The 23543-nt window shown below is 39.8% G+C and carries 20 protein-coding genes and 1 pseudogene; 13 read left to right on the forward strand and 8 right to left on the reverse strand.

Features of this window, described 5'->3' with window-relative positions; all coding sequences use genetic code 11:
• A partial coding sequence (locus CXF74_RS15245; RefSeq protein ID WP_157822423.1) for an ABC transporter permease subunit occupies nt 1-262 on the reverse strand: 262 nt, incomplete at its 3' end.
• Between the two features lie 295 nt (nt 263-557).
• Nucleotides 558-1415 (reverse strand): annotated as a pseudogene (locus CXF74_RS15250) (transporter substrate-binding domain-containing protein).
• Nucleotides 1416-1895: 480 nt separating this feature from the next.
• On the opposite strand from CXF74_RS15250, the gene CXF74_RS15255 reads away from it, so the two are divergent.
• A complete protein-coding gene (locus CXF74_RS15255) occupies nt 1896-3806 on the forward strand; it encodes a methyl-accepting chemotaxis protein (RefSeq protein ID WP_101083392.1) in 1911 nt (636 codons plus the stop codon).
• A 103-nt stretch (nt 3807-3909) separates the two neighbouring features.
• Here the strand turns inward: CXF74_RS15255 and CXF74_RS15260 are convergent, their stop codons facing one another.
• From CXF74_RS15260 to CXF74_RS15270, 3 genes are all read right to left on the reverse strand, one after another.
• Nucleotides 3910-4344 carry a tetratricopeptide repeat protein gene (locus CXF74_RS15260; RefSeq protein ID WP_232772547.1) on the reverse strand — a complete coding sequence of 145 codons (435 nt, stop codon included), beginning with the start codon at nt 4342-4344 and terminating at the stop codon, nt 3910-3912.
• Nucleotides 4345-4439: 95 nt separating this feature from the next.
• Nucleotides 4440-6701 (reverse strand): penicillin-binding protein 1B, encoded by a 2262-nt coding sequence (mrcB, locus tag CXF74_RS15265; protein ID WP_101083393.1) that lies wholly within the window; start codon nt 6699-6701, stop codon nt 4440-4442.
• 30 nt (nt 6702-6731) lie between these two features.
• A complete protein-coding gene (locus CXF74_RS15270) occupies nt 6732-7358 on the reverse strand; it encodes a DsbA family protein (protein ID WP_101083394.1) in 627 nt (208 codons plus the stop codon).
• A gap of 384 nt (nt 7359-7742) precedes the next feature.
• On the opposite strand from CXF74_RS15270, the gene CXF74_RS15275 reads away from it, so the two are divergent.
• The 3 genes from CXF74_RS15275 (at nt 7743) to CXF74_RS15285 (ending at nt 12606) form a co-directional block, all read left to right on the forward strand.
• Complete coding sequence (locus CXF74_RS15275; RefSeq protein WP_101083395.1) at nt 7743-8669, forward strand: TAXI family TRAP transporter solute-binding subunit; 927 nt, start codon at nt 7743-7745, stop codon at nt 8667-8669.
• Between the two features lie 85 nt (nt 8670-8754).
• Nucleotides 8755-10671: a TRAP transporter permease gene (locus tag CXF74_RS15280; RefSeq protein WP_101083396.1), complete on the forward strand. Its 1917-nt coding sequence runs from the start codon at nt 8755-8757 to the stop codon at nt 10669-10671.
• Between the two features lie 153 nt (nt 10672-10824).
• Nucleotides 10825-12606 carry an ABCB family ABC transporter ATP-binding protein/permease gene (locus CXF74_RS15285; protein WP_101083397.1) on the forward strand — a complete coding sequence of 594 codons (1782 nt, stop codon included), beginning with the start codon at nt 10825-10827 and terminating at the stop codon, nt 12604-12606.
• Here the strand turns inward: CXF74_RS15285 and CXF74_RS15290 are convergent.
• From CXF74_RS15290 to udk, 3 genes are all read right to left on the reverse strand, one after another.
• Nucleotides 12603-13010: an ATP-binding protein gene (locus tag CXF74_RS15290; protein WP_101083398.1), complete on the reverse strand. Its 408-nt coding sequence runs from the start codon at nt 13008-13010 to the stop codon at nt 12603-12605. The genes CXF74_RS15285 and CXF74_RS15290 overlap by 4 nt on opposite strands.
• A 147-nt stretch (nt 13011-13157) precedes the next feature.
• Nucleotides 13158-13805, reverse strand: coding sequence for an HAD-IA family hydrolase (locus CXF74_RS15295; protein ID WP_157822424.1), 648 nt, complete (start codon nt 13803-13805; stop codon nt 13158-13160).
• 364 nt (nt 13806-14169) lie between these two features.
• The gene (gene udk, locus CXF74_RS15300; protein ID WP_101083400.1) at nt 14170-14808 is read right to left on the reverse strand and encodes a uridine kinase; all 639 of its coding nucleotides are present in this window, start codon (nt 14806-14808) and stop codon (nt 14170-14172) included.
• 440 nt (nt 14809-15248) lie between these two features.
• On the opposite strand from udk, the gene CXF74_RS15305 reads away from it, so the two are divergent.
• The 9 genes from CXF74_RS15305 (at nt 15249) to CXF74_RS22920 (ending at nt 23466) form a co-directional block, all read left to right on the forward strand.
• Nucleotides 15249-16295, forward strand: a complete 1047-nt coding sequence (locus tag CXF74_RS15305; protein WP_198552874.1) for a site-2 protease family protein — start codon at nt 15249-15251, stop codon at nt 16293-16295.
• Nucleotides 16296-16559: 264 nt separating this feature from the next.
• On the forward strand, nt 16560-17261 hold the full coding sequence (locus tag CXF74_RS15310) for an ABC transporter ATP-binding protein (protein WP_101083402.1): 702 nt from the start codon (nt 16560-16562) through the stop codon (nt 17259-17261).
• On the forward strand, nt 17261-18994 hold the full coding sequence (locus CXF74_RS15315; protein WP_101083403.1) for an FtsX-like permease family protein: 1734 nt from the start codon (nt 17261-17263) through the stop codon (nt 18992-18994). Before CXF74_RS15310 ends, CXF74_RS15315 begins: the two co-directional genes overlap by 1 nt.
• A 171-nt stretch (nt 18995-19165) precedes the next feature.
• Nucleotides 19166-19837, forward strand: a complete 672-nt coding sequence (locus tag CXF74_RS15320) for a DUF3299 domain-containing protein (protein ID WP_157822425.1) — start codon at nt 19166-19168, stop codon at nt 19835-19837.
• A 289-nt stretch (nt 19838-20126) separates the two neighbouring features.
• On the forward strand, nt 20127-21530 hold the full coding sequence (locus CXF74_RS15325) for a metal-dependent hydrolase family protein (RefSeq protein WP_101083405.1): 1404 nt from the start codon (nt 20127-20129) through the stop codon (nt 21528-21530).
• A gap of 103 nt (nt 21531-21633) precedes the next feature.
• Nucleotides 21634-21966: a hypothetical protein gene (locus CXF74_RS15330; protein ID WP_101083406.1), complete on the forward strand. Its 333-nt coding sequence runs from the start codon at nt 21634-21636 to the stop codon at nt 21964-21966.
• A complete protein-coding gene (locus tag CXF74_RS15335; protein ID WP_101083407.1) occupies nt 21963-22661 on the forward strand; it encodes a helix-turn-helix domain-containing protein in 699 nt (232 codons plus the stop codon). Before CXF74_RS15330 ends, CXF74_RS15335 begins: the two co-directional genes overlap by 4 nt.
• Nucleotides 22662-22723: 62 nt before the next feature.
• Entirely contained in the window at nt 22724-23152 is a 429-nt protein-coding gene (locus tag CXF74_RS15340) for a hypothetical protein (RefSeq protein WP_101083408.1), read from the forward strand.
• Nucleotides 23047-23466 (forward strand): helix-turn-helix domain-containing protein, encoded by a 420-nt coding sequence (locus CXF74_RS22920; protein ID WP_269800775.1) that lies wholly within the window; start codon nt 23047-23049, stop codon nt 23464-23466. Before CXF74_RS15340 ends, CXF74_RS22920 begins: the two co-directional genes overlap by 106 nt.
• The last annotated feature ends 77 nt before the right edge of the window (nt 23467-23543 follow it).

A 23543-nucleotide genomic window follows, 5' to 3' on the forward strand; every position in this document is an offset into this window, starting at 1 on the left:
GATGGATGCCATAAGCACCGAGGCCAAAATACGCCATATAGATGAGAAACAGAGCCGGTGTATTCCTTGCTATTTCTATCCACACATTGGCAATATGATAAAAAGTTTTCGAATTTGACATCTTCCCTAATGCTAATAATACTGCAATAACAATGCCGATAAGCATCGATAAAACAGAGACATGCAGGGTGGTAAATGCACCACTTAACAGTTGCGGGAATGCATCAAACACCACATTCCAATGAAATTCATAATTGTCCATATACCCTCGTTATAAATTTCTTTGATGCTTTTCACTGGTCAATACCATGTGAAAAATCACCGATTAAATTTTCTGAAATACTCTGCGCGCTTGTTAATCTAGTGTCTGACTAACAACTCATTTCATCACCCCTTTAAAAAAGAGCTATCCCTTATTAACCCAACAACTTAAACGATTGAATTTTACGAGGGACTGGGATGAAGATGATAGAGCGCTATCTATTATTGTTTTTTCAAGCGACTTTCTGAGTCAGAAAGATGTCCTCCTACAAAGGTAGGAGAACACTTTTTACTGCTTATTTATTGTCTCTTAGAGACTGCACCATATCTGGCGATACCGGTGTACCAAAATGTTTAACGTGTAGCTCGTTTAAACGTCCATCTCTTACTTGATAAACTAAAAATAGGTTTAGATATTGAATCCAAGCAAGCTCATCTCTTTTAGCAATTAAGCCAACAACATCATCGTAGTTTGGTACATAAGGACCCGCTACAAATTCGTCAAACTGACCTGAAGTTAGTTTTGTTGCAATGTTAGTATTAGTAGAAATAAGTGCATCAACTTTACCTTGGTATAGGCCTAAGAATGCATCGTTCTCAGATTTGAAAGAAGTATAGTTATCTCTTCCCCAGTCCTGTGCATCAGCATATTTAAAGTACTCAGTTTCATAAGTAGTCCCTAATGCTGCACCTACTTTTACGTTTTTAAGATCTTCAAAAGAGTCAACTTTAACGCCTTTCTTAGATAAAACTTGGAATTTAAAAACAAAGTATGGGTAAGTAAAACCAACAGATTTAGCACGTGCTAATGTATCTGAAGTAGAGCCAACAACAACGTCTGTTTTAGCAGAAATCAATGACGGGATACGATCGCCCCATGTTAGATTGATTACATTTGATTACATTTGATTACATTTGATTACATTTGATTTTACGCCTAAAACTTTTGCTAAATCATTACAATAATCAACATCAAAACCAGCGGCTTTGTTGTCTTTATCGGTGTAACCCATTGGTGGAAAATCAAGTACAACACCACAGTTTAAGGTGCCACGTTTGATCACATCATCAAGCTTGTCTGCGCTCGCGCTAGAAATTGCGCCCAATGCTGCAATTGAAGCAACGACTAACGAAATTTTCCTTACTAACTTCATGCTTTCTCCTTGAGTTTTTATGGTAAATTTATAGTTATCTTAAGAGCCCTAATACATAAAACTCAACACATCAACTTTCACCATCAATGTTAAACCATATACTCTAATGTTAAGTTTTTTCAACATTTTCAATAGCGTAGCAAAGTTTAAAGTAACTGCTCTGCTTCTCAATCACAGTTTAACTAGTTTATTGAAGTTCAAAAATCAACTTGCTTTTATGACAGTTGTACTAATCAGGATCTGCTTTAAATTAATATAACTTCTCCCCAAAATAGCAACATTGATTTAATTAATGCTCATTACGTTATTAACTGCTTTTAGGGGCCAGCCGATGTGAATCCTGGTTATGTTATACCAGCCAAATTTTTGATAAGCGCCTCAATAACTATAAATTATGTCATTGTATCGTACGCGATTAAGAAAAAAAATAATCTTGAGCTAAGCTATTAGTCTGTCAAATGTGAATAAAAAGGCTATTAAATGAAAATCAAACAAAAATTAATCGTGGCGCTTGGCTCATTATCTGTAGTTATCCTTGTTCTTGGGTTATTTACCACAACAATGCTAGATCGTTTGGCAGCACAAAATACAATATTTTCTCAGTTAAGTAATGCCGACAGCCGGTTATTGCAAGCTCGGCTTTCTCAAGCTGATTATATGCTCCTTGAAGAAAAGAAATTTCGGGAAGGAGTGGACACCTTTTTACAACAAGCTAATGAAGAACTCACTAATGCAAAAGCAGCCATGGCTGTTGAACAGAGTATTACACAAGTTAATGACATTCAGAGTAATATCAATATATACCAAAGTGCCTTTAAGGCATTTACCCAAGCGAAACAAAAAGATATTGAAGGTAGAAAGAGTTTTTCTGATAAAGCTAAAGTAGTATCTAATAATATTGAAGCGGTATTGCTTTCGATTGAAACGTACTTTACGGCGAACCCAGAAGACTTTGAGGAATTCAATCGCTACTTAGCCGGAAATCAATTTAAAGATAATTTTAACGAGTTAAGGGTTGCTGTATGGCAATACAACCAGCGTTCAGGTCAATCACATCAAAACAGTATTTCACGCCGTATTAATGATCTTGAGAAAGCAATCCCTTCTTTGCAAAAAATCATGTTATCTGATGAAACACAAACATTACTGATAGAACTACAAGGTGCACTTACACGCTATAAATCACTTAATTTATCTATGGGATCAGCCCGTAAGCAACTAGGTGAATCTGTAAAAATAATGTTAAAAGAAGCAAATCAAGCATCAATTCGTACCGAAAAACTTATTGTGGTTGAGAGCCAAATATCCAACCAGGTTAGAGCCCAAGTTAAGCAAGCTATTATTATTGCAGTCATGTTAGCTATTGCATTAAGCGTTGGCCTCGCAGTTTGGTTGATTAAGTTAATTATGACCCCGCTTAACCAGTCTATACATTTTGCTCAAGACATTGCAAAAGGTGATTTAACCTCGACCATAGTGATTACTGGAGATGATGAGTTTGCAGTGTTGAACAAAGCATTTAATGAATCCGCTAATGTATTACAAACGACTATGTCGGAGATTAAAGATGCCGTGACATCATTGTCACAGGGCAGTGCTCATATCGATGAAGTCATCAATAAAACCAATCAATCAGCACAAGAACAAGCTAATGAGAATGATCAACTTGTTAATGCTGTCAATGAAACCATGTCCGCAACTAACGATATTGCGGCAAGCGCAAGTGACGCTTCACAAAAAAGCACGCAAGCCACGGAAGAGGCAAAAAGTGGCAATCAAATTGTGGCCGACTCATCTAAAGCAATGGATGAACTAGCGACAGAAATGAATACCGCATCAAGCTATGTAGAAAAACTTCACACCGACTCTGCAAACATCAATCAAATATTGAATGTTATTCGTGGTATTGCAGAACAAACTAATTTATTAGCACTGAATGCGGCGATTGAAGCGGCCAGAGCAGGAGAACAAGGTCGAGGTTTTGCAGTTGTTGCCGATGAAGTAAGAACATTAGCACAAAAAACACAAGGCTCTATTGAGGAGATAACACAAATTATTGATTTAATTCAACTTGGTGCAAATAATGTGGTTAGTGTGATGGAGACATCTACTTTAAAAACCCAACAGGTACTTACGCTAACAGAAGATGCTTCAGCCGCTTATATCAATATAAGTGGCTCTATTGATGCAATATCACAGTTAAATTGCCAAGTTTCCGTCGCCTCAGAGCAACAAGCGCATGTTGCGACAGACATGAATGGTAATGTAACTCGCATTAAGTCCCTCGCTGATATTAATGAAGAAAATCTCTGTAATATAACAGAACAAGTATCATTACAAAAAACGAAATTAGAGCAAGTTAATAAATTAGTACAATTTTTTAAAGTGTAATAGTATTCGCTGGTCTACCAAACCTTGATGGTAGGCCAGCGTACATAATGGATGAAGTACGTCGTTTTCAGATTATTATCAAGGCTTCACCTAGGTTAGATTATTACCCTTCACTTTCATGAATATGGTCCAACAACACTAAAACTTTCTCTAATAAATTATCTTGCGCCCCGAGACTTAACGTTTTTTTAGCCAGTGAACGGGCTTGTGAATATTTCCCCTCGAGATAATGTACTTTAGCTAAATAATAATAACTATCAGGATAACGTGGCGTGATACGTATCGCTCTCTCTAAAGAGGCACTAGCCCCTTTAAAATTACTATTATTAAGTTGGCTTTTGCTGCGTTCAATCAAACTTAATACAGCCTGTGGCGCGCTAGCTATTTTATTCACCTTATCCGCACTAACTACTGGTTTAGATTTTGAAGGCATCGATATGTTCTGAGTATTTATGACTTGCTCTTGCTGAGGTGTACTAGCACAAGCAGCTAGTAATAACTGCATAATACACACAACTACTTTTGATCTATTTAACACTCTACTCTCTCTTTTGAATAAAAATTTAAACTTTTTTGAATTTTCTAATAGCGAACAGAAAAATTGATAGCGACGTAATCATTATCTTATCATCATTAATTATCTGATAGAGCCTCAAACCAATCGAGTACTTTACCTAACCCTTTACGACAACGAATTTCAATCTCGGGTTCCTTACCTTCAACAAACGGCATGGGGATCGTATCTGTACAATGAGCTTGGCTACCTATACCTGACTTCTTATTTACCCACGTAATACTCATATCACTCGGCGGTATATTTTGTGTGGCTAATACCGACCGTTGTTTGAAAATATCGGCCCACACACGTAATGCACCACTTGAACCTGTTAAACCTGTATTTTTATTATCATCACGGCCTAACCAAACCACCGCCATCATGTCACCAGAAAAACCTGCAAACCAACTATCACGTAAATTGTTTGTTGTGCCGGTTTTACCCGCGACGCTAAAGTCAGGCAATAACCACTGTAATGCTTTACCCGTTCCTTCATGTGTTACCGCTAACATCGCATAACGCAGCTGATACATGGTTTTTGCATCAAAGCGTTGCTCAACCTCAAGCGAGTAACTTTTTAATGATTTCCCTTGCCCATCAACAACCGAATCAATCGCTAACAAAGGGGTATAAAAACCATCGGCGGCTAATGTTTGGTATATTTGTGCCACCTCTAACGGCGCCATATTTACTGCGCCTAAGGTCATCGATGGCAATAGTCTTTTGCGTGATTTTCCTCCCAGCAGCTCAATGGTTCTCTGGATGTTAGCTAAACCTAACGTATTACCTAATCGTGCTGTGGCTTGATTATAAGAGTTTGCCAAACCTTGGTATAACAAAATATCCCCATGATCTTTTTTATCGTAGTTTTTGGGATTCCATTGTTGGCCATTATCCATGGTCAACGTATAACTATCATCATTAATGGGGGTGGCTAAATTATATTTTTCAGGCTGTGCTAATGCAGCTAAATACACCGCGGGTTTGATAAGCGAGCCGACTTGTCGCTGTGCATCTAATGCACGATTAAAACCAGCAAAGCTCGCTTTTTTTCCGCCCACAATGGCAATCACTTCACCAGTATTAGGTCGCGTGATCACCACCGCACCTTGCAACGCAGCTTGGCCATTTTTTTTAATAAAACGTTTTAAGCTATTTTCAGCGCTTGATTGCACTAACGGGTCAAAATGGGTAAAGATAGACAAACCATTCGAGCTTAAATCCTGCTCATTGTAATCACGCTTTAATTGGCGACGCACTAAATCTAAATATGCCGGGTAACGTTGCTTACTCGCGATGGTTTTATCTTCCATCGTTAAAGGCTTTCTTTTTGCCTCTTCTGCCAGTTTTTTATCTAAAAACCCTTCACGTACTGCGATATCTAATACCAAATTACGACGTTTCAAAGCACGTTCAGGATTACGCCACGGATTGTAATAACTTGCGCCTCGCACCAGTGCCACCAGCATCGCTTGTTGATCCAGGGTTAAATCGGCCAATGGACGTTTAAAGTAATATTGGCTCGCCAATCCAAAACCATGAATCGCCCTGGGGCCATCTTGCCCAAGATAAATTTCATTCATATAACCTTGCAGAATGTCATCTTTATCAAAATGTAATTCCATCAATAACGCCATCAGCGCTTCTTTCGCTTTGCGGGTATAGGTTTGCTCTGCACTTAAATAATAGTTTTTAATCAATTGCTGGGTCAGCGTTGAAGCGCCCTGCGCAATGCCGCCTTGTTTGAAATTAGCGACCAGCGCACGCGCAATGCCTTTAACTGAAATCCCCCTGTGCTGGTAAAACTCAGAATCTTCGACAGCCACTAGCATGCCTTGTAGCGTTTTGGGCGCCTGCGACAATTGTATTAATAAACGATCTTCATTGTGGTCAGGGTAAATGCCGCCGATTGAAACCGGCTCAAGACGCACTAAATCACTGTTATCTTCAGTTTTTAACGTCACCACAATATTGTTATCAAGCGAGATTTTTATCTTTTGAGCGGGTGATAGTTCATCGCTGAATTGAAAGCTTGAGCTATACAGTTCAAATTCGTTGTTGTGAACAACAACTTGGCGAGGCCCGGTTAAGCTTGATACAAAGTGATAACCGAGTTGCTTTAGCTCTAAACGTAAATCTGCTTGTTTAATCGACGCGCCGACATAAATTTCAAGCGGACGTGCATACACAGTTGATGGAATAGACCATTTTTTATCACTAAAGGTAGTGCGAATCGTATTGTCTAATACCAATATAAAACCAGCAAAACTTACTATCGATAGGAGCAACAACCCTTTTACGGCGGTTGATACTTTTATTTTAAATACATTTTTTTTCAACGCGGTTAACTCTTCTTATTTAAGTCATTCTTATTTAAGTAATGCTTGTATCTGTTTTAAGGTATTTTCAGCCTGAACATAATCAAGCTCAATCGCATGATGTTGCCCATTGATTCGTAATGCTAAAGAAGGGAATCCCTGAATAGGTAACTGTCTTGCCATAGTGATTTCATCGTTCAGCTGTAACTTGATCGAGTCACTATTAATGCTATTTTCAAACAAAACAGGATCTAAACCGACCTGCTCAGCTAATGCCACTAAAGTGCTTATCTCCGATGGGTTTTTAGCCTGCAGGTAATAAGCTTGCTGAATCGCGTGATACATGTTTTTTTCTAGGCCTTGCTGACGAGCAACCAGTAACGCACGGCACGCGGGATAAGTGGAGCGTTTAGGCTCACATTCACTCCAGAAATCAAAGTTAAATTCAGTGCCCAGTTGATCATGAATACGTGACCAAGTCTGCTGTAAAAAAAGCTGTAACTCGTCAGCCATAGGCGCGTTATTATCGGGTGCTAGTCCGCCTAGTACATATTGTATCTGTAGTTGCTCAGCAAACTGTTTACTCAACAAATCTTGTAGTTTTGTCCAGGTAATATGATAACCCCAACACCAGCTACACATCGGATCGTACACATAATATAAAGTCGCTTTACTCATAAATACTTCCTTTAAATGGACCTCTAATGCCCTTCATTATACTGATGTCATCGCAAAATACTGTGTTGTCGTTTTAACCTTTCTAGCCTTAAAAAATACAGGCAGACAGGCGGGATGACATTAATCGTTAAAGAGAGTCAGCATCAGACAGCAAATGAGACACTGCGTTCACTTTTCTTGGCACGTATTTCATTAACGAGGGCGTTGTTAATAAAAGCACATTATCACCCCTTTAACATTTCGTTCACATTTCGCTCACATTTGTAGTTGTTAGTGATTGACTTCAATAACACTGTGGTTACAGTGAACGATTATTGATTTATCAACCATTGATATTCAAAGGCAGTTAAAAACCAGAATATACTTAACAATCAAGGAGATACTATGTTTAAACGTAATCTAATGTTGGCTGTATTATTTATATTACCAAGCGTGAGTCATGCTGAAAACTATTCAATTGGCACCGGTGGCCAAAGCGGTATTTATTACCCCTTTGGTGGTGCTTTAGCCAAGGTTTGGTCTGAACATGTCCCTGGTGTGAATGCCAAGGCAGAGGTCACAGCGGCCTCCGTTGAGAATACGATTAAAGTCGTTCGAGGCGATATGATAGCCGGTATTGCCATGGGTAATGTTGTTCTTGATGCTTATAATGGTGAGGGTAAATTCCCCTCAAAAATGCCCGTTAGAACCCTTTTTGCTTTGTATCCAAACCTCGTTCATGCCCTTACATTAGATAAATCTGGCATTACTTCGTTAGCGCAATTAAAAGGAAAACGAGTCTCTTTAGGTGCACCAGCCAGTGGCACGGCCGTCACCTCTGCTTCGTTACTTGAGTCGATGGGTATTGATGTTAAAAAAGACATTGATGCGGTTTATTTAAATTACTCAGAAACGACTAATGCATTAGCCAATGGTCAGATTGATGCCGGATTTATTGTCGGTGGACAAGGTGTCGGTGCAGTAACACAAATCGCCCTAACACATAAAATAAAAGTGCTGCCGATCAGTGCAAAAGAAAGCACCGCGTTTATCAGTAAATACCCAGCGTATAGCAACTATAACTTGCCAGCAGGTGTTTACAATAATGTTGATAGCGTATCAACGCTGAGCGTGTGGAACGTATTAGTAGTCAATGCTGCAATGAGTGATGAAATGGCCTACAACTTAACTCAATCTGCTTTTGAGAATATGGGTGATGTACGTAAAGTGGTGAAAATGGCCGAGATGACCACACCAGAAAATGCGACACGTTTACAAGGTGTTCCTCTTCATGCAGGTGCACAAAAATACCTTGATTCACTGAACAAGTAATCAATCGGAATGAAAAGGCTGTGCCCTATTGGCCTTTTCACTTCACCTCACCCTCACCTCCCTATATTCTCTTTTAGGCGTTCCTATGCACACTAGCCAACCTCTCACCACAGAAAATAAAACGCCTGATAGCGACTTACCTTATCAAAAGTTAGTGACCTTAGTGAGCTACTTTATTTTAGTCATTGCCGTGTCTCTCTCAACCTTTCAAATTTGGCAAGGCATCAGTTCCACCATTTCAGCAACCTATTTTCGTCCTATTCATTTGTCTTGGGTTTTAGTGCTTATATTTTTGTATTACCCCTTAATTAGCAACCGCCATAGCATGTTTTATCTTGTCGGCCGAGGTATTGATATTGCTCTTTGTGGCTTAGTAATTTTTGCAGCTTACCGCCTATTTATTTTTGATTATAACGATATCAACCACCTATTTTACGGCCTACAACTGCCCGACATGATTGCAGGTGGCTCCTTAGTTTTATTATTAATGGAAGCTTGCCGACGAACCATTGGCTGGGTGATGGTTTTTATCGCGATAATATTTTTAAGCTACAGTGCTTTTGGCGATATGTTACCCAGTGGAATCGCGGTGAAAGCTTATTCATTACAAGAGATTATTCAATTTCAAATATTCTCCGCTAATGGCATATTTGGCTCTGCATTAGGCATTGCAGCCACCACTGTATTTATTTTTGTTTTGTTTGGTGCTTTTTTAGAAGTCACTGGCGCAGGTAAGTTCTTTATTGATTTGGCCTTTTCTATCGCCGGAAAATATCGTGGCGGCCCCGCTAAAGCAGCCGTATTAGCCTCTGCAGGGTTAGGCTCTATATCGGGTTCAGCGATTGCGAATACAGTCACCACTGGCTCTATCACCATTCCAATGATGAAAAAATTAGGTTACAAACCAGAGCAAGCGGCCGGCATTGAAGCGGCAGCCTCAACGGGTGGGCAAATTATGCCGCCTATTATGGGCGCAGGCGCCTTTGTAATGGCACAATTTACTGGCGTACCCTATAGCGAAATTATGCTCGCTTCTATTGCCCCCGCTATTTTGTATTTTTTCTGCACATTATTATACGTCCACATCATGGCCTGTAAATTAGACCTAAAAGCCGTCAGCCGTACAGAGGCGGTGATCACCGTTATGAAAGATGGCGCACATCATTTAATCCCATTAATTTTCATTACCACGTTATTGATGATGGCCTACTCTCCCTTATTAGTCGGTGTTGCAGGTTGTGCAGCTATTCTGGTCACTGCAGCCCTGCGTAAACACAGTAGAATCGGTTTACAAAAATTCATTCAAGGTATGAAAAGTGGTGCGTTAATGGCACTGCCTATTTCAGCAGCTTGTGGCGCCGCGGGTATTATCGTGGGGGTAGTTGGTCAAACCGGTATTGGTTTGCAATTCACCCAGTTTGTCATGGATTTCTCGGGCGGTTATATGTTGATAGCGCTGGGGTTAATTTGTCTGGTCGCGTTAGTATTAGGCATGGGTTTACCTGTAACTGCGGCTTACATTGTATTAGCGGTAATGGCCGTGCCTATGCTCGGTGATTTTGGCTTACCGCTGTTAACGGCACACTTAATCATATTTTGGTTATCACAAACCTCTAATGTCACCCCGCCTATTGCCCTGGCCGCGTTTGCAGGCGCTGGTGTGGCAAATGCAAATCCAATGAAGTCTTCAGTCGAAGCCTTTAAACTCGCCGGAGGTTTGTTCATTATTCCTATTATGATGGCCTATACCGATTTAGTCACACCCGGCACAAGTGCCTTTGAGTTAGCGTTATCCATTGCACAAACATTGTCGATTATTGTCGCGGTTGCCATCTCCATTGAGGGCTATTTATTCCGACGATTAACGTTAATTGAACGTGTTTTTGCTTTATTAACCATCCCACTTATTTTAATGAATCCTTTTAGCATCGGTTTTATAGGAATCATCGCAATGGCTATTTTGATTAGCTTACAATGGCGAGACAGAGTGCCAATGAATTAACCTAAAACATGAAGTAAAAAGCCGCCACGGTTAAATGTGGCGGCTTTTTTATGCGTGGCTAAAAATAAAATAATCACAAATAGAGACAGTACTTCAATTGCTATAACCCACTCACACATCTAAGGTTATAACTTATTCTCAAGGAGTGAGTGCATGCGCCCACAACAACATTCAGATCAACAAGTTATTGGCTTTAATTGGCAGGTATTAAAGGTGATATGGCCTTATTTACTGGAATTTAAAATGCGTATCTTTTTTGCGCTACTGTGTCTAATTTTAACTAAAGTGGCCAGCGTCTATTTACCTTTCATTTTAAAAGATGTGGTTGATGTACTTGATACCAATAAAGACAACCGAATTATATTAGCGCCTTTTGGATTAGTAGCTGCTTATGGTGTGGCACGTTTTGCGACGGTTATCTTTGCAGAAGTAAGAGATACCCTGTTTGGTCGTGTCACCGAACGCGCAATAAGACGCATTGGTTTAAAGGTGTTTCGTCATCTGCACCAGCTAGATCTCGACTTTCACCTTAACCGCCAAACCGGTGGTTTATCACGCGATATTGACCGAGGGAATTCAGGGGTTAACTTTTTAATGCGTTTTATGGTGTTTAACATCGTACCGACGCTGTTAGAAATCATTATGGTGATCACCATTTTATTTGTTAATTATGGTTTTTGGTTTGCCTTTATCACGTTAATTTCAATTGTCAGTTATGTCGGATATTCATTTTACGCCACCGAGTTACGCACAAAATATGTAAGAGCCGCTAATAAAGCCGACTCCAGCAGCAATACCCGCGCGATAGATAGTTTATTAAATTATGAAACGGTGAAATATTTTAATAATGAAGAGTTCGAAGCCAAGGCTTATGACAACAATTTAGCCGACTGGGAAAAAGCCAAAGTTAAAAATCGCCTGTCTTTATTTGCCTTAAACGGTGGGCAAGCACTTATCATTTCGTTATCCATGAGTGCGATGCTGGCGCTATCCGTCTATCAAGTGAGCCGCGGTATGATGACCTTAGGGGATTTTGTGCTTATTAATGCCTTCATGATGCAATTGTTTATTCCGCTCAATTTTTTAGGGTTTGTATACCGTGAAATTAAAGGCTCATTAGCCAACATTGAAAACATGTTTTCCATCTTAAAGAAAACACCTAAAGTCGCCGACTTAGCCAATGCTAAACCGTTAAACTTAATCAAAGGTGAGGTTGAATTTGATCAGGTCAATTTCGCTTATAATAAAAAACGAAGCATCATTAAAGGTTTATCATTTTCAATTAAAGCAGGACAAAAAGTAGCTGTAGTCGGTGATAGTGGCTCTGGTAAATCAACCTTAGTGAAACTACTTTTTCGTTTTTATGATGTAAACAGCGGGCAAATACGTATTGATGGCCAAGCCATTAATGCTGTTACCCAACATTCCTTACGACAACATATTGGTATCGTCCCCCAAGATACAGTGTTATTTAACGATACCCTCTTTGCGAACGTACAATACGGTAATCCAAGCGCCACAAGCAGTGAGGTATTAAAAGCGATTGAATTGGCGCATTTAAATGATTTTGTCGCCTCGTTACCCGATGGACTTGAAACTACGGTGGGTGAACGCGGATTAAAATTATCAGGGGGAGAAAAACAACGAGTGGCGATTGCACGCACTATCTTAAAAAATCCCGCCATATTAGTCTTTGATGAAGCGACATCTTCTTTAGATAGCCACTCAGAACAAGCTATTTTAAGCGCGATTAAAGACGTTTCTGCGCATAAAACCAGCTTGGTTATTGCACATCGTTTGTCTACCGTCATCGACGCAGATAATATTTTGGTGATGCAATCAGGTGAGATTATTGAGCAAGGTAACCATAAAACGTTATTAGCACAGCAAGGTTATTATTCGACGATGTGGCAATTACAACAGAGCCAGTCTTAAGGTTGCCATTGTCGGGTCATTTTTGCGAGAGTGGCGTCGGGAATATCATGAATGCTTTGGTATTTCCCTGTGCAGGTTGTAATCACTAGCTTAGCGTTATATTGCTTCGCGAAGGCTTGATAAACCTGCATTTCCCAGTGTTTAACAAACGTATTAGACACAACCACACTTTGCTTTTGTTGCAATAATAATTCGCATTGAGACTGACACCATTGATGCGCTTTTTGGATTAGCTGTGGTTGAAAGGTATAAACACCGGCTTCATCGACAAAAAACATATCCGCCTCTAAATGAGCAATGCCCATTTTACTGGCTAATGTACTTTTACCACTGCCCGGTAACCCTCTGATTAAGGTCAGCGTTAATTCAGGTGATTGAATAGGCTCTTTATGGTGTTTTTGCATTAGCTTTCATTCTCTTAGGTTTCATTCGATTATGTTTCAGTAGCTCGGCCAGCCAATCGGATCACGATTATATCTGCCATAAGACAAACGCACTACTGTCTAACAGATAAAACGTGGCAACCTAAGTGAGATAACCTAAATAGGCCCCTAGCGCAGTTGCTTGTTAATAAAAATCGTCTCTTTTTGTTGCTCTATTTGTACGCCACACCAGTCTTGAAAATGATGATGACTATCAGCAAAAACAGGACTATGCGCTGCATGCATTATTTGTATGACTGACATACCCGCATTAATACCACTGGTAATGCCCGCTTTTGCATCTTCAAAGACTAAACACTGCTCTGGACAAATATCTAACCATTGAGCGGCTTTCAAATAAGGAGCTGGATGAGGTTTTCCCTGCAATACATCATCAGCGCTCACTAAAACATGCGGAATAGGTAGACCGGCTATTTTCAATTTTTTTAATGCAGAACTTTTTGTACTCATAGTCACAATACCCCATGGCATATCACCGAGCTGTTCAAGCATTTCTTTTGCCCCTGGTATCGCAATGACATGCTCAACAAGCTTTTCTTCATGTGCAAATAACAAATCTAGTTCGGCTTCTAAGTCCAAATGTGGCGCGAATTTTTTAACAATATACTCACCGGGTGTGCCATGTATTTCGCTGAGAATGGCCTCTTTATCAAGCCCGTGTTTATTAGCCCAATGCAACCATAGTTGCTCAACAGCAGCCGTGGTATCGACTAACGTGCCGTCTAAATCAAAAAGTAACGCTTTGCTAACAATCATTTTATTCTCCGTTTTAATAAACCTGCAAAAGTGTGCACTAAAAGTTCTTATTAAAATAAAAACGTGCAACAACAAGCACATTAAAGCGATTTATTCAGGCAATATCAAGTAAAACCATGGAAAAAGAGGCACGAAGATAGAAGGAAATTTTATCTGTATGGAGTAAAAGCACGGAGGAATAAAGTTTTTTGAGACATAAGCGTATCTGTTTTTAAGCTCTAAATTCGTAAAAAACACGCAAAAAAAATAGCCCCACTGCAGAGCAGAAGGGCTATTTTCTAGATACTCGAATAGATAGGCTTATAGATAGACTTATCGCACTATTTATAAGGCAGAGGCTAATTCAAAAGAATTAACCACACCACTATTTTCCGAGTAAGTAGCGAATACGTGATTTTAATAAATCCGTCGCAATACGATTTTTGCCACCACGTGGCACAATAATATCGGCATGTTGTTTTGATGGGTCAATAAATTGTAAGAACATAGGACGAACCGTCGCTGTGTACTGTTCAATTACTGATTCCATGCTACGTCCACGCAATTCAATATCGCGTTTTAAGCGGCGCATCAAACAAATATCTAACGGCGTATCGATAAAAATACTGGCATCGAGCTGTGCACGTACATTTGCATCAGTCAGTAATAAAATACCTTCCAATATAATGATTTTCTTCGGTGTTAATGTTGTTGTTTCCGCCATACGAGTATGTTCGGTATAGCTATAACGTGGAATATCAACCGCTTGGTTATTTTTAAGTGCAATCAGTTGCTCGCACAGTAAACCATGGTCAAATGCTTTGGGATGGTCGTAGTTTGTTAAAACACGCTGATCCATTGAAAGGTGTGATTGATCTTTATAATAAGCATCTTCAGAGATAATACCTATTTGATCAGTGCCAAGCTCTGCACATAACTCATCAAAAATAGTGTTTGCAATCAAACTCTTACCCGATGCAGACGCGCCTGCAATCGCAATTACTACACAATCTTTACTAATCAATTTTAGTCACCTTATTTAATAGCTGGAATATTATCATTTTTGAAAGCCCGCATTGTACAGGAAATAACACAAAGTGTAGTAGTACATCGCGCAGAGAAGTGAAAAAGACAGGAATGCGAAAAGGCGCTAAGGGTTGATTGCTTTTGAATTTATTTAAGTGAGCTCATTTAGGCATATAAATAACACAAAAAATACGACCACCAAGCCACTGTGTTACACAGAGAACACCCAAAAAAACTAAATAATTAAGGGTGACTTCCTTTTCCTCCGTGTATTGATGCTGAAATAGTTAAGTTGTCGATCTTTATAAACTCGCTCTCTCGCTTCATGATCATTTTCAAGGCATAATCCGTGACATAAAAATACACGTAAAAAAGAGACTCTCTGTGGAATTATTAAGAATTGATTGTTTAGGTAAAGAGCTAAGATTAGAAGGCTCGATGGCCGGTTGGCAACAACTATTTTGGGGTGGTACCGTCGTTGCAGTGAAACATGCTTCGGCAGATAACCAAGGACCTTATACGCATACCTTTGAGCTAACCACACCAGTAGCAGACGAAGGTGAGCCCAATACGATTAACATTAGTCTTGAAATCGACCTTACTTGGCAACCTTTCTCACTAAGTTATCGATTACTGCAAGAGCAAAACGTGCTCACCGAAGGCAGTCGAAATACTAAAGATATTGAGCAACAGGTCCCCGTCAAAACGATTGAAGTAAAACGTAAAGTGAGCATGGTGGGGCTAGCGTCTTTAGGTTTTAAGTTACTTAAAAGTGCCAAAGTCATCAAAGTTGTTTTAGCCGGCGCCAGTATTGCAGCTTACTCTTGGTTATTCTCTTTCCAATTTGCACTGGCGCTGATTGCCTGTTTGGTTTTTCACGAATACGGCCATATTAAAGCGATGAAACATTTTGGTATGAAAACCAAAGGTATTTACCTGATCCCCTTTATGGGCGGGCTCGCGATGAGTGATGAGAAAATCAATACTCGCTGGCAAGATGTGGTTATCTCTATCATGGGGCCTTGTTTTGGTTTAATCATGTCGGTAGTCGCTTTAATCGCTTATTGGATAACCGGCGAAGCTTTTTTTGCAGGACTAGCTGCTTTTAATGCATTGCTTAACCTGTTTAATCTTCTGCCAATATTACCCCTTGATGGTGGGCATATTCTAAAAAGCATTAGCTTTTCAATGAACAGCAAAGCGGGATTAATCGCGTGTATTGCCGGTGCCGCTATTGGCGTTTATTTAAGTTACAGCTTAGGTCTCGCATTACTGGGTTTTATGTTATTAATCGGCAGTGCAGAGATTGTTTTTGAATGGAAAACGCGCCACCAAAGCCACCTTTTACCCCTTGATAGATATGGGCAGATTTTTTCAGCTGCTTGGTACTTTCTCACTGTCGGTGCGCTAATTGCTATTATCTGGTATTTAGCGGCGTCAGGAGATGAAATTCTTGCTTTACCTTTAAAAATATTACAAAGCTAAACACCTTTTTATCCTGTAATAACAGCGCTTTGTTGTTATTGCAGGTCCCGATTTTTATCGTCTAATCAGAACACCCCTTTCAAAAACACTTTCAATTTTCGGCTTTCCGCTAAGATAAGCGAATGAAATAGTTGAACTTACCTTTCATTTTGTTACATTATAACAATTACAACATGACTTAATGAATGTGTTGGCATTAAATGGCCACTAATATCTCCCTATTTCTGAATAATACACAGACCCAATTTATAAAGGTAACTAACAATGATAAAGATTAATGACCTCTGTTTTTCTTGGAAAAATACGCCTGTTATTAATATCGACAGACTACATATCCCAGTGGGTCAGCATCTTTTTATTGAAGGGCCAAGTGGCTCCGGTAAAAGTACCCTATTAAACTTACTCGCCGGTGTATTAGCACCACAGCAAGGTGAGATCTCTGTATTAGGGCAACCGCTAAGTGAGCTCTCGGGCAGTCAAAAAGACAGTTTTAGAGCGGATAATATCGGTTTTATTTTCCAACAGTTTAATTTAATCCCCTACCTCAGCGTGATTGATAACATTACTTTGCCTTGCTCATTTTCTAAAAAACGGAAAACAAACGCGTTATTACGCGCAAATGGTGGCGACTTAAAAAGCGAGGCGATTCGATTATTAAATGCATTAGGGTTAGATGATAACGCCCTCTTTCAACGCTCAGTGAATGAATTAAGTGTCGGCCAGCAACAACGTGTAGCGGCTGCTCGGGCCATGTTAGGCTCTCCAGAAATAATTATTGCCGATGAACCCACCTCAGCACTTGATAGCGAACACCGTCAGGCCTTTATTAAAACGCTATTTGAAGAGTGCCAAAAAGAAAATATCACCCTGATTTTTGTCAGCCATGATAAAAGCTTAAAACATCACTTTGATCACTGTATCAATCTTCAAGAAATCAATAATGTAAATACAAAGGAGTCAGTGTAATGGCTATTTTACAATTGGCGTTAAAAAGCCTGTGGAACCGTAAGCTGACCTTTTTTATCACCCTATTTTCCATCGCAATTAGTGTGACCCTGTTACTCGGCGTACAAACCTTAAAAAATGAAACCAAAACCAGTTTCATGAAAAGCATTTCGGGTACTGATTTGATCATCGGTGCACGTGGCGCGTCATCGCAACTGTTATTAAGCTCTGTTTTTCATATTGGTAATACCGTCAACACCATTAAATATGATACTTATTTAACAATGAATGAATCCCCTGCCGTTGAATGGGCAGTCCCAATTTCATTAGGTGATTCACACAAAGGTTATACCGTGATGGCAACGGCATTAAACTTTTTTGAGCATTTTAGTTATGCTAATCAACAACAACTAACAACACAACAAGGTAAAATCATTGATGATATGTTTGCCGTGGTGATTGGTGCTGATGTCGCTAAAAAACTTAATTATAAGATTGGCCAGCGCATTGTAATGACTCATGGGGGTGGTGAAATAGGTGGTCATGATCACGACAATATCCCCTATTTTGTTAGTGCTATTTTAGCGCCTTCGTTTACTGCGATAGACCAAACATTGATCATCTCATTAGAAGCAATGGAAGCGATGCATACCGATAATCATGGGCATTTTGGTGCATTGCCTAATGAGCAAACTATCAGTTCAGAAGCCGAACATGAGGGTCATGAAGGACACAAAGCGCACGAAGATAAACATGAAAGTCATGAAGGACATCAGTCTCACGATAGCCATGATGACCACAAGGCGCACCAAGATACACATGAAAGTCATGAGGAACATCAGTCTCACGCTAGCCATGATGACCACAAGGCACACGAAGATACACATGAAAGTCATGAAGGACATCAGGCTCACGATAGCCATGATGACCACAAGGCGCATGAAGATACACATGAAAGCCATGAAGGACATCTGGCTCACGCTAGCCATGACGGCCATGATGACCACAAGGCACACGAAGATACACATAAAAGTCATGAGGGACATCAGTCTCACGATAACCATGATGACCACAAGGCGCACGATAAACACCAAGGACATGAGCATCACGATGACCATGAAGCGCATGAAGGACATCAAGCGCATGATGATCACCAAGATACTGCCGAGCAACGTGTTGCTCGCCTATTTAAATTAAAACCGCAGAATATTAATGCCGTGTTTGTAGGTTTAACATCACCTCAAGCGGTTTTAGGTATGCAAAATTATGTCAATAACTTTCAAGATGAGCCTCTCACCGCCATTATCCCTGCACTGGCATTACAAGCGTTATGGCAATTCTTCTCTGTGGCTGAAGTGGCGTTAAACATTGTCACCGTGTTTGTTGTTTTAGTCGGTTTATTAGGCATGTTAAGCATCATTCTAATGAGTCTTAATGAACGTCGTCGTGAAATGGCTATTTTACGCTCAGTTGGGGCGCACCCAGGGCATATTTTTTCCTTGATTATCGGGGAAGCGGCTGCGGTTTGTTTCTCTGGTATTGTTGTGGGTGTGATGCTGTTATATGTTTTGTTATTTGTATTACAAGCCCCACTTGCGCAACACTTTGGCTTTTATTTAGACATTAATATGTTAAGTTCTAATGACTTATTAATATTAGCTGTGATTCAATTATGCGCATTAACCATTGCGATTATTCCCGGCTTACTGATTTACAAAACCTCATTATCCGATGGCATGAGTATTAAATTTTAGAGTAGCAAAAAAATCAGTGTGACTATCTAGCGGTGGTTACGCTGATTAATCTAATGGCATCACATGGTAGGACGAAACTGCTTATATTAAGTATTGTTGTCAAAGGCCTGCAACTTACAATACTATTCTATGACTATCAGATAAATGACCATTAAATTCCAAGGAAATAAAATGAAAAAATTATTATTAATTCCATTTTTTTGTGCACTATTTTCTGTCGCGCAAGCAGCAGAAACAACTGCGCCATTAAAAATAAATTTTACTGATTTACAAGGTAAAGTCGCGCCTTACAAAGACCCCTTTGAAAATTTAACAGAAGATCAGCTTTATAATTTATCGATTCATGCGCGTATTTTAGCGTGGCAAGAAGCTGCCCCAGAACAAGTCACAGAGGCGATGATAGAAGAGAGTGCCAAAGCAAAAGCGTTCTTAGATGAGCAAAAGATCGATATCGCCTACCTTTTTGAACAGCGCCTCATCATCATGGAAAAACGCCAACAAGCTTCGATGGTCACCAATGACCTATTAAAGAATAAAAACATAGAAATTGGCGGTTACATGCTAGCGCTTGAATTTGATGATGGTTTAGTTACCGAGTTTTTATTAGTGCCTACCATTGGCGCTTGTTCGCACAAACCCGTGCCACCAGCGAACCAATTGATATTAGTAAAAACCGATAAACCCATTGAAGCAGGCTCTCCTTATATGCCTATTCGAGTCACCGGAAAATTGCTCACAACCGCACAGCAAAAAGACCTTTACCTAGTTGATGGCCAGAAAAACATTGCCATGTCCTACAGCATCGATGGCGCAAAAGTAGAACCCTTTCTCGCAACACATTAAACGATAAGCACTTTATTAAAACGTAATGGATGATTCTGTTACGTTTTTTATTTCCCCTTTCTCAGCAAAAAAACAAAAAACTTACCTAGCAAACTATCACCTTCCCTTCTGCCTTAACCTTTTAGCCAGACACACCACGACTTAAGTAACTGTAAACAATACAACTCATATTTATAAAACTTCCTTTAAAAATGGCACCAGATGGCAAGCGTTGACGTTTATTTTAGCTAAAATACTGTTAACTAAATGTTAAACCTCTTTCGTTTTACCTGTTTAAAGGAATACCAACATGAAGAAATTATTCAAACGCTGTGTTATTGCAGCTGTGATTGCCAGCTCTTTCAGTGCGCTTTCTGTTTCAGCAAGCGATAAAGTGACTCAACAGGTTTTATTTAAAAATGTCAGTATTTTTAACGGTATCGATAACAAGCTCTATAAAAATTCAAATGTGCTTATTGAAGGTAACTTAATCAAGTCGATTTCAGCAAAAGACATTAAAGCTAATGCAGATGCACTGATCATTGATGGTGAAGGCCGTACCTTGATGCCTGGATTAATTGAAGGCCATGGCCATTTACAAATGAATGGCACGGGGTTAGCTGATATTGAAAATAACCGTAACTGGGAAGAGCTAGCAGTACGCTCTGCTGCTCGCGCAAAATCAGCACTCATGTCAGGGTTTACCACATGGCGTGATGCAGGTGGTATGGGGGCAGGTTTGCGTAAATCGATTGATGCTGGGGTTGTAGATGGCCCACGTATTTACAGTGCAGGCGCATTTATTGGACCAACAGGCTCACATGCCGATTTCCGTAACTTCACGACCCCGAATGAAACCTTTAATGGCCCACAAACAGCAAGTGGACGCTTGGGTGTGAGCTGTACCGCTGACAGTATTGGCGATATTAAAGCCTGTGCCCGTCAAAACTTTATGCAGGGTGCAACACAAATTAAAGTGATGTCGAGTGGTGGTGTTGCTTCTGCCTTTGATCCTTGGCAGTTGGATGCTTACTCTCAAGCAGAATTAGCAGCCGCAGTTGAAGTCGCTGATGCTTACGGCTCTTACGTTATGTCACATGCTTACAGCAAAAAATCGATGATACGTAATTTAGAAGCGGGTGTAAAAACACTTGAACATGGTTTTATGTTTGATGCTGAAGTCGCTAAATTGATGGAAGAAAAAGGCGCTTATATCACTACCAACATGACCGCATTCTCGCCCTATTTAGGCGAAATAGAAGCCATTAGTGGTAGCCCAGCAGCTTCTCGTAAAGCAGAAACGGCACAAGCCACTTTTAAAGATTATTTGAAAAATGTAAACAAATATCAGCCTAAACTTGGCTTCCATGTAGATTGTGTAGGCGGTGTTGCAACCTGTGAACAGCAAGCTGATCACTCTATTTATTTAAGTGGTGAGTTTATTGGTAATTATTACACACTAAAATCAATGACTTCTACTAACGGTGAAATTGTTAAATTAACCGGATCGGTCTTAGACCCTTACTTCCAAGCTAAATTAGGCGTCGTAGCAAAAGGTGCTTATGCCGATCTTTTACTGGTTGATGGTAATCCGCTAGAAGACCTAACCGTGATTGGGGCAAACAAGAAATGGTTCGACGCGCCTGCTCGTGATGAAATCAAAACCATGCGCGTTATAATGAAAGACGGTAAAATTTATAAAAACACGCTGTAATAATATTAAGCGTATTTAAAAAAAGGTGCGCTAAGCACCTTTATTTTTAGCTCTTCTAAATGTAAACCTTACCCCTTGCAGCAGTGAATCGATATGGACTTTCATGTTAAAAAACAAGTTAAATCAGCCAATTGGGCTTATTAAAACAGAACAAGTAAAACGTTTTATCGACATGCTTCAATTAGTCGAAGAAGATATTTATCCTATTCTCGAAAAAGTCGGTTTACCAGAAAGAGTACTTAATACGGCTCATCCGTATATCCCAGAAATACCCGTTCGATTATTACTCGCTGAAATAGTGGATAAATGTGGAATGGAAAGTTACCAACGCATCTGCTGGTTAGCCTGCCGTGACATGTTTATTCCGCATATATTAGATAAAATAAGTGACGCGACTAATTTACAAGAATTGCTTGTTGAGTTTATCGAGGTTTGAAAAATGAATCAACGCAGGTCAAACTTGAACTAAGAACGGTGGTTGATAAAACCTGGCTAGTTCGCGATAAAACATTCAGTGATGACCCTTGGTATCTCTATGCGGAGTTATTTTCAATCTGCTATTTAATTGAATTAATCCGCGCATTAACAGAACCACAGTGGTTACCGGAAGAGGTATCAATTCAGAGTGAACAAGCGGCATTATTCGAACAACTTATTCTCAGTGATAATGCCAATAGCAACGTTCCACAAATTTATCAGCAACGCAGTGTTTGCTCTATCAGCATTCCTCAAGAAATGTTAGCCATCCCTTTCCATCATAATAAACATTGGGTAAAACCGGAAAAAAACAGTGATGCGCCGACTGATTTTTTAGGATCGCTAAAAATCGCTCTGCCTCCTTATTTACACGAAGGTAAACTGCCCATTAAAAAAACGGCACAAATCATTGGTTTGAGTGTGCGTACCTTTCAACGTCGCTTAGATACGTTAGGCGTAAGCTACACGCAAGTGCTTGAAAGTGTTCAATTACAAGAAGCACAATATTACCTCAACAATACAGGCATCAGCATCACCACCATTGCCCTTGGATTAGGTTACTCAGATTTGGCACATTTCTCTCGCGCCTTTAAACGCATGACAGAAATCCCCCCTAGTCAATACAGAATTGAACACAGTGGCACAAAAAGATAACAGCCTATTGAAAAAATGTATGGCTAAAATAATCAAATTTATTCATTTATATGGAGCAACTTATGCTTTTCTATAAACAAACAATGAAAAACAGAACATTACTTCCCATCAGTATTTTTTGTGCTTTAAGTAGCCCGACCCTATTAGCACAAGCGTCTCCAACATTTGGGGGTCCTGATAGCGTTGATAATACGATTGAAGACAATAAAAAAGGCTCACAAAAACCTTGGCGTGAAGCGTTAGCCGAAAAACAGGGGATCACTTTTGGTTTGGATTACAATATGCTTGGCGTTTATGCGACAGACCCTAACCAACTCGCTATTCCCGCTTTTGCTATTGATGATGAAGATACCTCTGCCAGTGGTGTTGCTCGCTTTTATGGGACTTGGAACATAATCGGACAAACATCAGGAAACACAGGTGGCCTAAATTACATTGGCAAGCAGGTGAAGATGCCATTATTGCCAGACCCAATTTTTTTGATTCATTAAAAACCGCATTACCTGCTTATTTATGTGCAGGGAAACTGCCCATCAGCAAAGCTGCACAGATCACTGGCATGAGCATACGTACGCTACAACGTAACCTAAAAGTGGCTGGTATGAGTTATCGTGAGTTACTCGAAGAAGTGCAAATCAATCAAGCCAAGTTATTGTTAGAAGATAGCGAACACAGCGTCACCGCAGTCGCGAATCATTTAGGTTATAGCAATATTTCACATTTCTCACGGGCCTTTAAAAAGGCGACGGGTATTCCTCCCAGCCAATACGTAAAAAACAGATTGCTCATTAATGATGAGGCATAAATTGATAACCAAATTTATCGCTAAGCATCATCATGCTTTTACAAAAAAACGATGAGAACAAAAACAAAAAAAGATTT

It is taken from the genome of Psychromonas sp. Urea-02u-13, from assembly GCF_002835995.1.
Taxonomy (GTDB): domain Bacteria; phylum Pseudomonadota; class Gammaproteobacteria; order Enterobacterales; family Psychromonadaceae; genus Psychromonas.

Excerpts from the sequence above, each read along its gene's own strand:
- CXF74_RS15315 (WP_101083403.1), top strand. The coding sequence starts at position 17,261 with ATGGCTATTTTACAATTGGCGTTAAAAAGCCTGTGGAACCGTAAGCTG.
- CXF74_RS15290 (WP_101083398.1), bottom strand. The coding sequence starts at position 13,010 with ATGCAAAAACACCATAAAGAGCCTATTCAATCACCTGAATTAACGCTG.
- CXF74_RS15270 (WP_101083394.1), bottom strand. The coding sequence starts at position 7,358 with ATGAGTAAAGCGACTTTATATTATGTGTACGATCCGATGTGTAGCTGG.
- CXF74_RS15320 (WP_157822425.1), top strand. The coding sequence starts at position 19,166 with ATGAAAAAATTATTATTAATTCCATTTTTTTGTGCACTATTTTCTGTC.
- CXF74_RS15325 (WP_101083405.1), top strand. The coding sequence starts at position 20,127 with ATGAAGAAATTATTCAAACGCTGTGTTATTGCAGCTGTGATTGCCAGC.
- CXF74_RS15280 (WP_101083396.1), top strand. The coding sequence starts at position 8,755 with ATGCACACTAGCCAACCTCTCACCACAGAAAATAAAACGCCTGATAGC.
- CXF74_RS15255 (WP_101083392.1), top strand. The coding sequence starts at position 1,896 with ATGAAAATCAAACAAAAATTAATCGTGGCGCTTGGCTCATTATCTGTA.
- CXF74_RS15275 (WP_101083395.1), top strand. The coding sequence starts at position 7,743 with ATGTTTAAACGTAATCTAATGTTGGCTGTATTATTTATATTACCAAGC.
- CXF74_RS15285 (WP_101083397.1), top strand. The coding sequence starts at position 10,825 with ATGCGCCCACAACAACATTCAGATCAACAAGTTATTGGCTTTAATTGG.
- CXF74_RS15330 (WP_101083406.1), top strand. The coding sequence starts at position 21,634 with ATGTTAAAAAACAAGTTAAATCAGCCAATTGGGCTTATTAAAACAGAA.
- CXF74_RS15295 (WP_157822424.1), bottom strand. The coding sequence starts at position 13,805 with ATGATTGTTAGCAAAGCGTTACTTTTTGATTTAGACGGCACGTTAGTC.
- CXF74_RS15340 (WP_101083408.1), top strand. The coding sequence starts at position 22,724 with ATGCTTTTCTATAAACAAACAATGAAAAACAGAACATTACTTCCCATC.
- CXF74_RS15305 (WP_198552874.1), top strand. The coding sequence starts at position 15,249 with ATGGCCGGTTGGCAACAACTATTTTGGGGTGGTACCGTCGTTGCAGTG.
- CXF74_RS15310 (WP_101083402.1), top strand. The coding sequence starts at position 16,560 with ATGATAAAGATTAATGACCTCTGTTTTTCTTGGAAAAATACGCCTGTT.